Source organism: Jatrophihabitans sp. (assembly GCF_036389215.1).
Taxonomy (GTDB): domain Bacteria; phylum Actinomycetota; class Actinomycetes; order Mycobacteriales; family Jatrophihabitantaceae; genus Jatrophihabitans_A.
Map to the genome: position 1 here is coordinate 1 of NZ_DASVQG010000058.1, position 12,259 is coordinate 12,259.

General features: G+C 70.9%; 5 protein-coding genes. 3 read left to right on the forward strand and 2 right to left on the reverse strand.

Annotated features, from left to right (window positions below; translation table 11 throughout):
- Nucleotides 1-16 precede the first annotated feature (16 nt).
- From VF542_RS02575 to VF542_RS02585, 3 genes are read left to right on the forward strand one after another with little or no spacing between them, the layout of a single operon-like run.
- Complete coding sequence (locus tag VF542_RS02575; protein WP_408650148.1) at nucleotides 17-241, forward strand: hypothetical protein; 225 nt, start codon at nucleotides 17-19, stop codon at nucleotides 239-241.
- Nucleotides 238-3,447 carry an amino acid adenylation domain-containing protein gene (locus tag VF542_RS02580; RefSeq protein ID WP_408650144.1) on the forward strand — a complete coding sequence of 1,070 codons (3,210 nt, stop codon included), beginning with the start codon at nucleotides 238-240 and terminating at the stop codon, nucleotides 3,445-3,447. The genes VF542_RS02575 and VF542_RS02580 overlap by 4 nt, the downstream gene beginning before the upstream one ends.
- Nucleotides 3,444-4,352, forward strand: coding sequence for a kinase (locus VF542_RS02585; protein ID WP_408650145.1), 909 nt, complete (start codon nucleotides 3,444-3,446; stop codon nucleotides 4,350-4,352). Before VF542_RS02580 ends, VF542_RS02585 begins: the two co-directional genes overlap by 4 nt.
- On the opposite strand, the gene VF542_RS02590 is transcribed toward VF542_RS02585, so the two are convergent.
- Nucleotides 4,339-5,364, reverse strand: a complete 1,026-nt coding sequence (locus VF542_RS02590) for a TauD/TfdA family dioxygenase (RefSeq protein WP_408650146.1) — start codon at nucleotides 5,362-5,364, stop codon at nucleotides 4,339-4,341. The genes VF542_RS02585 and VF542_RS02590 overlap by 14 nt on opposite strands.
- The coding region (locus tag VF542_RS02595) for a beta-ketoacyl synthase N-terminal-like domain-containing protein (RefSeq protein WP_408650147.1) at nucleotides 5,315-12,259 on the reverse strand (6,945 nt) is incomplete at its 5' end. The genes VF542_RS02595 and VF542_RS02590, both read right to left, overlap by 50 nt.

Here is a 12,259-nt window from a genome sequence, read left to right on the forward strand (position 1 = left end):
GCGCGCCCAGCACGGCCTGCCGGAAGCCCGCCAGGTCCAGGGTGTCGAGCGTGCCACGTTCACGGTGGAGATCGGCGACCGGATCGGCGTCACGCACAGCTTCCGGGACCGGATAGGCCATGTGGTGGCAACCGCCGACGACGCTGACACAGCCGGCGACCGAGCTGATCGGGCCGCTCTCAACCTGCGCGTGTCGATGGATCGACTCCCACGCAGCCCCATCACATCGGAGAACCCATGACCTTGCGCTCCTCGCCGGAATCGACCGGTCCCGCGACGCTGCCCCGCTGGTTCCGGATCGAGGACCGGGCACCGGCGGGCAGTCAAGCCTCCTGCCAGGTGACCGTGAACGCCGAACTCGTCGCCCGCCTGGACCCGGTCGCTGCCGAACTAGGCGTACGGCCGCCCGATCTGCTGCTGGCTGCCCACCTCGGCGTGCTACGGGCGATCACCTCGCAGCAGGAGCCGGCCACCCTCCTGGTCGATGCCGATGGAGTTCGGCTCGCCGGAGGGGCTGGCTTCGCCGGTGGGCAGTGGCCGGACGGGTCCTGGGCCGACTTGGTGGCCGCGGCGGCTGCTACCCGGTTGGCGCGCCCCGCGCCGCGGCCCGGCGCCGAGACGGAGCTCGACCTGACAGCATTCCTCGGCGGCACCCCGCCGACCGAGCACCTGCTGAGCAGGGACACGGTGCTGCGGGTAGCGCCGGGGTGGGTCGCGAACCAGCTCGTGGTGCGGCTGGCCCACCGGCCGGACCTGATCGAGCGCGATTACGTCCAGCGTGTCGCGGGGTACCTGCTGCGCGCGGTGCGGCTGATCCTCACCGAGCCCCACTCGTCGGTGTCGGCACAGGCGCTGCTCGCACCGGCCGAGCTCGACGAGCTGCTGCACGCGCACCGCGGGCCGGACCGGCCGCTGCCGGACGAGCTCTTTCCGCAGCTGTTCGCACTGCGGGTCGCCATGCACCCGGACGTGATCGCCGCGACCCACCGTGACCAGCAGTGGAGCTACGCCGAGCTGGACCGGCACGCCGGCCGGCTGGCGGCGGCGTTGCTGGCCGCCGGCCTGCAGGACGAGGACGTGGTGGCGGTGGTCGCCGACCGAGGGCTGCCCTGGCTGGCCGCCACGCTTGCGGTGCTGCGCGCGGGCGGGGTGTACCTGCCGATCCGGCCGGACTTCCCGGCTGCCCGGGTTGCCACCCAGCTCGCTCGTGCCGCCGTGCGGTTCGCCATCGTCGACGATGCCGGTGACTCGAGCCTGAAGGCCGCCTGCGCTGCGAGCGCCGAACCTTTCACGATCCACCTGTCGCGGGTGCCGCCCGGCCCCGGTGCACAGCCCCGTGCGGTCCGGCCGGATCAGCTGGCCTATATCTACTTCACCTCCGGCTCGACCGGCACGCCGAAAGGCGTGATGTGCGAGCACGCCGGAATGCTCAACCATCTGCTGATGAAAGTCGATGACCTGGAGCTGGCCGCGGGCGACACGGTGACCCAGACCGCCTCGCAATGCTTCGACATCTCGCTGTGGCAGCTGCTGGCGCCGCTGCTGGTGGGTGGTCATACCCTGATCGTCGACGTCGCCGATCAGCTCGACGTCGCACAGTTCGTGGCGCTGCTGGCCGCTGGCGGCATCGAGGTCGTCCAGCTCGTTCCGGCATACCTGGACGTTCTCGTCGACCATCTGCAGCGCAATCCGGCGAAGCTGGGAGACCTGCGGCGGGTCTCGGTGACCGGCGAGGCGCTGAAATACCCGCTGGTGCAGCGCTGGTTCGCGCTGTTCCCAGGCATTCCACTGGTCAACGCCTACGGCGCAACCGAGGTCAGCGACGACACCATGCACGCGATCCTGGACGCACCGCCGGTTCGAGGCAGTGTGCCGGTCGGCACCAGCCTGCGCAATGTCGGCACCTACATCGTCGACGAGCAACTGCGCCTGGTGCCGACCGGTGCCCCCGGTGAGATCGTGTTCTCCGGAATCTGCGTCGGACGCGGCTACGTCAACGACCCCGACCGGACGGCGGAGGCGTTCACGCTCGATCCGTGGCGGCCGGGCGAACGGCTCTATCGCACCGGTGATTTCGGCCGGTGGCTCCCGGAGGGCACCATCGAGTTCCTCGGCCGTCGCGACGAGCAGGTCAAGGTCCGGGGCTACCGCATCGAGATCGGCGAGATCGAGAACCGGCTGGCGCTGGTGCCGGGAGTCACCGACTGCGCGGTCGTGCTCGACGGCGCGGAGGACACCAGCCGGAACCTGGTCGCCTTCTACACCGGCTCCCCCGACCTGCAGGTAGCCGACCTGGTCGACTTCCTTGCCGCGACGCTGCCGGACTACATGGTGCCGCCCTACCTGCACCGGCTACCGAAGCTGCCGCTCACCGAGAACGGCAAGATCGACAAGAGGGCGCTGCTGGCTGTCGCCGGCGTAACGGTCCAGGCAGCCCCGGCCTTCGCCTCGCCGACGACGCCCACCCAGCGACGGCTTGCGACGGCGTGGGCGGAGGTGCTGGGCGTTCTGGTCGGCCAGGTCGGGCTCGACGACAACTTCTTCGCCCTGGGCGGCACCTCGCTGTCGGCTGTCCGGCTGGTCGTGCAACTGGACCGCACCATCACGCTGCGCCAGCTGACCTCCGCTCCGACCATCCGGCAATTGGCAGCGATGATCGAGGAGTCGTCGCCGGCTGCCGGCCGGCCTGCCCGGACGCTGCTGCAACCGTTGGCCACCGCTGGCTCCGACGCCAGCGCCACCCTGGTGTGCTTCCCCTACGCCGCAGGCAACGCGGTGAACTTCCGGCCCCTGGCGCTGGAGCTGAGCCGAAGCGGCTTCGCGGTTCTCGGCGCCGAGCTGCCGGGCCATGACGTCGCGGTGCGCGATGAGGCGCTGCTCGATGTAGCAACGATCGCCAAGCTGGCACTGGCCGAACTGGCCGACAGCACCGGGCCGCTGCTCATCTGGGGCCACTGTGCCGGCGCGGCTCCGGCGCTGGAACTCGCCCACCTGCTCGCCGCGGCAGGCCGCCCCGCCGAGCGGGTGTTCCTCGGTTCGCCGCCGTTCGTCTACCCGCCGGACGTGCGTGCCGAACGCGCCCGGGTTCAGGCGCTGAGCAATCGTGAGCTGACCACCGCACTGCGCGACAGCAGCGCCTACGTCGAATTCGACCTGCTGCAGGATGAGCGCGGTGACCTGGTGGGGCGCGCCTACCGGCATGACGTCTGTGCCGCCGCCGATTACCTGCTGGCCGAACGCCCGCGCCTGCAGGCCCCGGTCGAGCTGATCGTCGCGGGGGATCAGGATCCGACGGGCCTGGTCGGGCAGTGGAGCCGGATCGCTGCCGATGTCAGTCTTCATCAGCTCGAGTGCGACGGCGAGTACTTCATCCGGACTGCCGCGGCGAGCGCCGCGCGGACCGTCTTGCGGGCCTGTCCTCGTTATGCCTGCAGTACCGCGTCGTGACGTTCCTGACCTGCCAGGCGCTGGCATCGCCGGCTACCGGAGCGACCGGGGTGAGTTCCAGCTTCGGCACTTTCGGCGAGCTGGCCCAGGGCGCGTTGCCCGGACGCAACGGTGACTTCCTGATCACGCTGCCGGTCGCGCACTGGAGCGCGGCCACCTTCCGGTACCAGGCAGGCTCAGACGAGGTGCGGGTGTCTCCCGCGCACAAGAGCAAGGCTCGACACCTGGCGCAGTCCATGCTGAGGCGGTCGGCGATCGGCGGCGGCGGTCTGCTCGATCTCACCAGCACCCTTCCGGAGGGCAAGGGAATGGCCAGCTCGTCGGCCGATCTGGTCGCGACGGCGCGTGCGGTGGCCAACGCCCTCGGGCTGCGCCTGCGGCCGTCCGGGATCGAGAACCTGATCCGGCCGATCGAACCGACCGACGGGGTCATGTATCCGGGCATCGTGTCCTTCGACCACCGGCGGGTCCGGTTACGGGGCCGGTTGGGCAGCCTTCCGTCCCTGACGATCCTCGGGCTGGACGAGGGCGGCAGCGTCGACACCGTGGCGTTCAACCAGCTCGAGAAACCGTTCTCGGTCAGTGACCGCCGCTACTACGAGCACGTTCTGGACTCGATGGCACTGGCCATTGCCGGCCGAGACCTTCGCACCGTGGGCCGGCTGGCCACTGCCAGTGCGGAGCTCAACCAGCAACTGTGCCCGAAGCGAACGCTGACCCCGATGCGCGAGATCTGCGACGACGTCGGGGCGCTGGGGGTGGTCGCCGCGCACAGCGGGACGATGCTCGGCCTGCTGCTGGACCCGGATGAGCCGTCCTACCGGTCCCGGCTGGCCGATGCCCTGCGCGCCTGCGCCGGGCTGAGCGGCTCGGTCGCGCTCTACCGCTCGCTCAGTTTCGAATGATTCCCAGACCCGGCTCGGCCGGCGGAGAACCCTGACCGGCCGAGAGACCCGGATCGATTCGAACCGGGTTACCCAGCATCAGCACGACCTCGCGGGCTCCCTCGAACGGCGCGCGGCTGTGCGCCATCCGCAGGTTGTCGACGACCAGGACATCACCGTCTCGCCATGGCTCTGCCAGCGTGCACCCGTCGTAGGCCCGATTGATCGCCTGGACAAGCTCCGCGCCGAGCGGCGAGCCGTCACCCAGAGCGGTATCGAAGGGCAACCCGTCAGGACCGAACTCGAACAGCAGGTAGTCCCGGATGACCGGATCCATCGTGGCACTGCTGAGGAATGCCAGTTGGTTGAACCATAACTGCACACCTGATTGCGGGTGTGCCACGACGGCGGGGCGGACCCGGGAGGTATGCAGCACCGTCTCAGCCGGCCAGGTCAGCGTGATCCGCTCCCGGGCGCACAGCCGAACCAGTTCGGCCCGGTCGTCGGTGCCGAAAGCCTGCTGCCAGCTCATGCCGAGGGCGGGGTTGTAGCTGCGGGTGAGCAACCAGCCATGCCGGGCGGCTCGATCGCGCAGGCCGGCCGGCAGCAATCGCAGCACCTGCCCGGCATCGGCCAGGCCGGTGCTGCCGCCGGCTGCTGGCGCCCGCAGGCAGCTGAACACGATCCGGGACGGCACCTCGCTGAGATAGCTGAGCTCGTGATGCATGCACAGCGGCGAGTCGGCCGGCCACTCCGAACTGGAGTAGAGCCCACCGCCCTTGTCCACCCGGGGCGCGAACGGCTCACGCTCGATCATCGGCCGGTCGATCAGTGCCCGCCCGACCTCGCGAGCGGTGTCGTGATCGCTGACGTCCAGGCCACGCACCAGCACCGCGCCGAAGTCCCTGACAGCCGCATCGATGGAGGCCCGCAGCGACCGGGCCCGCTCGGCGGCGGTGGCATCTGATCGGGAGGGACGCAGCTCAGGCAGGCCGCTCGGCAGCGACACGGTACTCGTCGTGGTGGTGCTCATCAGCTGACTCCGTACGGATGTGGTTCGCGATGGGATCCCCGGTGGTATTCGCGGTGGAAAAGGACAGTTCGAGCACGGACGAGTACAGCGGCAAGGGCGCATCCGGCGGCGGTGCGGCTACCGTGACCCGCTCCGGCCGGGGGGCGGAATCCGCTGGTGCGGCGGGAACCGGCCACTGATCGGCAGCCGGCGCCGGCCACCACAGAAGCCGACGGCGAAACTGTGGCGCCGGCAGCGACCGGCGCACAGCGCCGGGCCAGGAGGGAGCGCTGGCGACGATCGCGTGCGCGTTGGTACCGCCCAAGCCGAAGGCGCTGACCCCGGCGACCCGCGGGCCGGGCGGCCAGGCGGCCGGTGCGACGGCAGGCACGAAGGGTGAGGTGGCGAAGTCGAAGCGAGGGTTGGGTTCCTCGCAGAACAGCGTCCGCGGAATCTCTCCCCGCTCCACCGCAAGTACCACCTTGATCAGCCCCGCGATGCCCGCCGCGCTGAGCAGGTGCCCGATGTTCGACTTCACCGAGCCGATGGCACACCTGCCGTTCGGCCGCGGCTTCCCGCCGTGGTCGAAGACGGTGCTCAGCGCCCGCAACTCGATCGGGTCACCGATCTTGGTCGCGGTGCCGTGCGCCTCGATCAGCGACACCTCGTCCGGATCTCGCCCGGCCAGCGCCAGGGCACGGCGGACCACGTCGGCCTGGGCGCCCGGATTGGGGGTGGTCAGCCCCATCGTCCGGCCGTCGTTGCCGACCGCTACAGCCTCGATCACCGCATGCACCCGGTCGCCGTCGGCCAGCGCGTCAGCCAGCCTCTTGAGCAGCACCACCCCGCAACCCTCGCCAGGTACGAACCCGTCCGCGTCGCGGGCGAAGGTGGCACAGCGACCGCGCGGTGACAGTGCCTTCGCGCGGCTGAACTCCAGGTAGGGCTGCTCGTCCAGGAGGACCTCGACCCCGCCGGCGAACGCGATCCGCGACTCGCCCGCGAGCAGGCTCCGGGAGGCGAGCTGGATGCTGACCAGCGCGGAGGAGCATGCGCTGTCGACCACGAGGTTCGGCCCGCGCAAGTCGTAGTGTTGGGCGATCCAGGCGGCGATGAAGTTCTGGCCGCCGCCCAGCCGCAGCGGTCCGGTTCTCCGAAGGCGGCGGCGGTAGTCCGACATCCGTGCTCCCAGGAACACGCCGGCGTCGGCACCACGCACCTCCTCGGCGGAATATCCCGCATCGCTCAAGCACGTGGCGGTGGCCTCCATCGCCAACCGCACCGCCGGGTCGAGGTCTCGTGCCTCCCCGTCGGCCATTCCGAAGAATTCAGGGTCGAAGTACTCGATCCCCTCGACGAAGCCACCCCACTTGCTGGTCGTGGTGCCGGCTGCCAGGTCGCCGTGGGAGTCATACAGCGAGGTCACGTCCCAGCGCGATGCAGGCACCTCGGTGACCGCGCTGTGGCCGGCGCGCAGCAGGTGCCAGAACTGCTCGACGTCCGCGGCTCCCGGGAAGCGGCAGGCCATTCCGATGACGGCTATCCGGTGGTCGGCAGGTTCCCGGCCGGAGCTCGGCCCGGAAACGGTGGCTTCGACCGCCGGCACCGGCGGGCAGGCCTGGCTCGGGACTGGTGGCACCAGTTCGCCCAGCCGAGCCGAGAGCGACTGCAGCGTCGGATGATCGAGCAGCAGCGCCGGCTCCAGCGGCATGCCGAGCACCCGCTCGATCTTGTCGAGCAGCTCGGCGAGCAGCACGGATTCCACGCCCAGGTCGGCGAAAGATGCGGCAGGGTCGAGCTCGTGAGGCGGAATGGCCAGGGCGGTGGCGAAGATGTCCAGCAGCCAGTCAGGCACCGCTCCTGCGACCAGAGCAATCCCGCCGGCTGGCATGGCCGGTGCCGGGACGTGGCTGCTCTGCACCGGTGCCGGATCTGCTTGAGCAGCAACCGGAACCGCGGCCGGCGGCGATCCGACGCCGGCCGGGACGGGCCGGACCTGAAGTGCCTGTTCGGGATCGAAGTTGCTGGTGCTGATCGGTGCGACCAGAGTCACCGCGGGTACCGCATCGGTGAGGATCGCGTCGAAGGCTGCCAGCCCGCTGGAGTCGTCGACCACCGCTATTCCCAGCTGTGCGGCTGGATTCTCGGCCGGTGCGTTGGACCAGAGCGGCCACTGCACCGACCGGACGTCCCTGCCAGTGGCTCGGCGCTGGTACCCGGCGGCGTAGTCCAGGCAGGAATTGGCCGCCGAATAGTCACTGACCCCGGCACCCAGGCGTGGTATGCCGGCAGCTATCGAGGAAACCAGCACGGTGAACTGGAGCCGATCCTGGCTCGTGAGCTCCAGGACGCGCTGCGCACCAGCGGCCTTCGGCTCCAGAACCGTCCGAACCGGCCCGGCGCCCTTACCCGTCAGGGATGCCGGCGGGCTCCACCGTCCGGCCGCATGCACGATGCCGCGCAGTGGACCGAGCGTGGTGCGCACCTCGGTGAGGAAGCGCTCGAAATCCTCGCCCCCCAGCGGTCCGCCGAACGTCAGCACCTGAGCACCGGCCTGTTCGAGCCGGAGGATCGCCTCCACCGCAGCTCGCTCGTGCTCGGGGAGTTCGGGATCGTTCCACGTGCCGCGTGCCGGCACCGGGCGCAAGCCGGCCAGCGCGAGCTTGCGAGCACCGCGCCGAACCAGGTGCGCCGCGATGGTCGCACCGAGACCGCGGGTGCCGCCGGTGATCAGATAGCTGCCCTCGGCGTCGGCCAGCCAGCCCCCCGACGAGGGCACCAGAGGTTGCAGGCAGGGTGTCAACTCCCGATCACCGCGCAGCACCAGCTCACCGGTCTGCACGGCTCGCCACCAGCTCCGCTCGATCGCGGCCGCCGATGCGAGGACGTCCTCCGGGCTGTCGAGATCGATGACCGCCGACGAGGCCTGCCCGTACTCGGCACCGATCATCCGGACGAAGCCAGCGAGCTCGGCACCGCGCAGCGAGGCATCCGCCCCGTCGACGTCGGCCAGCCCACTCGTCACCAGCCGGATCCGGACGCCGCCAGGCGGCCGGGCGGCCAGTACCCGCTGGAGGGCGACCAGCCGGTTGCCCCAGTCGGGTTCCTCCGCGCCGGGCAGTGAGCAGAGATCCAGCACGCCGTCGACAGGGCCGGACTGGTCGATCAGCGCGTCGATGTCGGCCGCGCTGGCAGACCAGTCGGCGCCCACCCAGCGAACGACCGGGTTCGAGACCGCGAACGCCTCGCACAGCCGGGCGACCAGCCGCCGCTGGTCGGGGCGGGCCAGCAACAGCAGCAACCGGCGACCACCGAGGTCGTCCGCGCCGGCCGGACCGGCCGGGGCCCAGCCGTGACCCCACAGCGGCGGGCACGCCGGCCCGGATCCCCGCGGCCAGTACCGGGCAGCTGCGAAGGGATAGCCCGGCAGTGACACGATCCGTCCGGGCGCTGACCAGCCGGGGGCAGCACCGGCGACCCAGCGCTCGGCGGCCTCGGCAAGATCGGGGGTGCCGGCACGATCGGTCGTGCCGGCGCGATCAGTGGTGCCAGGCGGATCGGTTGGGCCGGAAGGGAGAATCCCAGTCGGGGCCGGCCAGACGCCGGTGGGAACCCGGCCGCGAAACACCAGCACGTCGCGCTCCGCCACCGCACCACCGGCGGCGATCGCTCGCAAGGCCTGGCACAGGGCGTGCCGGTCCGAGCCGACCAGTGCCACCCGCTCGGCCAACGGTTCCCGGCCCACTCGCAGCGTGTACGCGACGTCGGCCAACGGCGCCCCTGCCGTTTCCAGCGCGGCCGCCAGCCGTCCGGCCATCACCTGTAACTGCCCAGCGGTCCGGGCTGAGAGCAGCAGCGCAGCGGGTGCGTCCGACGCGGCAGCGGCCAGGGTAGGCGTCGAGTAACCGGCAACGATGGCGTGCGCATTGGCACCGCCCGCCCCGAACGAGCTGATCGCCGCCCGCCGGGGCAGGCCCGCCGGCCACGGCTGGTCGTGCCGCTGCAGGCGGAACGGCGTTCGGGTCCAGTCGATGTGCGGATTCAGTTCGGTGGCGTGCAGCGAGGCGACCAGCCTCGAATGCTGCAGCTGCAACACCACCTTCGTCAGCGCGGCGATTCCGGCAGCAGCCTCGAGGTGGCCGATGTTGGACTTGACCGAGCCCAACGCCACCGTTCCGGTCGAACCGTAGACCCGGGTGAGACCGTCGACTTCGATCGGATCCCCGAGCGAGGTGCCCGTTCCGTGCGCCTCGACATAGCCGATACCGTCAGCGGACAGTCCCGCGTCGGCAAGTGCGGCCCGCACGACGCCGGCCTGCGCCACCGGGCTCGGCACCGTGTAGCCGTGCGTCCGGCCGTCGTGGTTCACCGCCGTGCCCAGCACCACGGCCAGAATGCGGTCGCCGTCGGCTTCGGCTGCGCGCAGCGGTTTGAGCACGACGGCGCCGACGCCCTCACCCGGTACGAAGCCGTCCCCGCCGGCGCCGAAGCTGCGGCACCGATGATCGGACGAGCTCATCCCCAGTTCCCGGAGTTGCCGGAACTTGTTGGGATGCAGGGACAGGTTCACCCCGCCGACCAGGGCTGCCCGGCACTCGCCTCGACGCAGGCTGCTCACCGCCAGGTGCAGGGCGGTCAGCGACGACGAGCACATGGTGTCGACCGTCATGCTCGGGCCGCACACGTCCAGGACGTAGGAAACCCGGTTGGCGATGCCCGCGATCGCCGATCCGGTGGTGAGCCGTCCCTCACCTGCGCCGGCAGTGGCCGACGTACCGGCGGCGCCAGCGGTCCCGGCGGTGCCTGCCGGGTCGACCAGGCCGAAGAACGGGTACTCGTTGTACATCGAGCCCACGAAGATCCCGACGGCACCGTCATGCAGCTGCCGCAGCCGCGCCCGGCTGTATCCGGCGTCCTCGACGGCATGCCAGGCGACCTGCAGGAACAGCCGCTCCTGTGGGTCCATCGATACGGCCTCGCGCGGTGTGATGCCGAAGAACATCGGGTCGAAGTCCTCGACCCCGTCGAGGAAACCGCCCACCATGAGATCGTTCGGCCAGCCCGCCCGCCAGCGTCCGGCGGGCAGTGCGGTGATCGAGTCCACGCCGTCGCGCAGGTTCTGCCAGAACTCCGCCAGGTCCGCCGCACCCGGATAGCGCCCGGCCATGCCGATCACGGCGATGGCATCCTCGACCGGGCGCTGCGGGGGTCGTCCGGGGCGGGTCGCCGGACGGTCGAAGGCATCCAGTTCGGCAGCCAGCTCGCCGAGGTTACGGACGGCGTACAGCAGCGAGGTTGACACCTGGGGATAGTGTTCGGCCAGCCTCGCGGCCAGTTCCAGGATCAGCGCCGATGAGATCCCATAGTCGTGCAAGGCGCTAGTCGGATCGAGCCGGTCCTTCGGCACCCCGGTGACGTCGGCGAAGATCTCCAGCAGCCGAGCGGCGGCCCGGGAGGCGACCAGGGCGGACGCGTGTGATGCCGCCGTCATCTCGCCACTGGACTGCGATCCCTGATCGCTGAGGTCACCGGCTCGCGGTCCTGCCGGTGGCAACCGGTGCTGGTTCACCTCGAACGGGTAGCCGGGCAGCGGCACCCGGCGGCCGCCCGGGCTGCGGTGCGGCGACCAATCCACGCCGTCGCCGGCAGACCATGCCGCAGCGGGCCCGGTCGCCCGGTCCAGCGCGCGATGGCGCAGTCCCCGCGACAGCGCCTCCAATGCCTCGACCAGTTCGCCGGCCGAGGCGGTCCTGATCACGGCTCGGTGCCGCAGTTCGGCCCGACCGTCCTGCAGCGTCAAGGCAAGGTCCACCAGCTCGGGTGCATCGCCAGCGGCCAACCGTCGCCTCAGATGGCGTGCCAGCCGGCCCGCCAGCTCGGCCAGCTGCCCGGGCGAGGCCGCCGACAGCGGCAGCCACTGCTCGCCCGCGACAGCCGTCCGCTCGCCGACCGGATCCGGTTCGCGCACCAGCAGCTGCCCGTACGAGCCGGTCGCGCCCACCGCGGTCACCAGTGCCCGCCGCGGCGCGCCGCCCACCGAGTCCCACGCCGCCGCCCGGTCGGTCAGCCGCAGCGCCGGTCCCGGACTCGTCATCGCCGATTCTGCATATCCGGTCGGTGCGAACCGGCGATGCCGCAGTTGCAGCAGCACCTTGGTCAGCTGCGACAGGCCCGCCGCCGCCTCGAGATGACCGATGTTCGGTTTGACCGATCCCAGCCGGACCGGCTCGGATCGGTCGGCGAAGGCCAGCTGCAGCGCCTCGAGTTCGGCGGCGTCAGCCAGCAGCGCACCCGAGGCCGCCGATTCGACGTAGTCGACGTCATCGATGCCGACACCGGCCTGCGCCAGCGTCTCGACCAGCGAGCGAGCCAGCGGCGCCACCTGTGGGCTGGCGAACCGACCGCTGCCGCCGTGGTGTCCGACGTGGACGGCCTCGATGACCGCCAGGGCGGTATCGCCGTCCCGGGCCGCACTCGCCGCTGAGCGCAGCAGCACCGCGCCGACGCCCTCGCCCGGGCTCCACCCGGTGTTGTGCGGGTCATAGGCGCCGGCCGGCAGCTGCTCGGCGAGCAGCCCGACATCGCTGAGCAGCCGAAGGTGATGAGGATGGGTCAGCAGGTTGACCGCCGCGACCACCGCGCTGTCACACTCTCCGCTGCGGATGCTCTGTACCGCCAGGTGCAGGGCTGCCAGGGATGACGAGCAGGACGTGTCTACGGCCATGCTGGGTCCGTCGAAGTCGAAGGCGTGCGAGATCCGGTTTGCTGCCTCACTGGCGGTCGCGCCGATCACTGCCGGCTCTCCGGCCGCACCGTGATCGGCTGAAGTGTGCTGGTAGTCCTGCCACATCGCGGCCAGGTAGACCCCCACCCGCCCGGAGCGATTCAGCGACGCCGGGCTGTGCCCGGCGGCTTC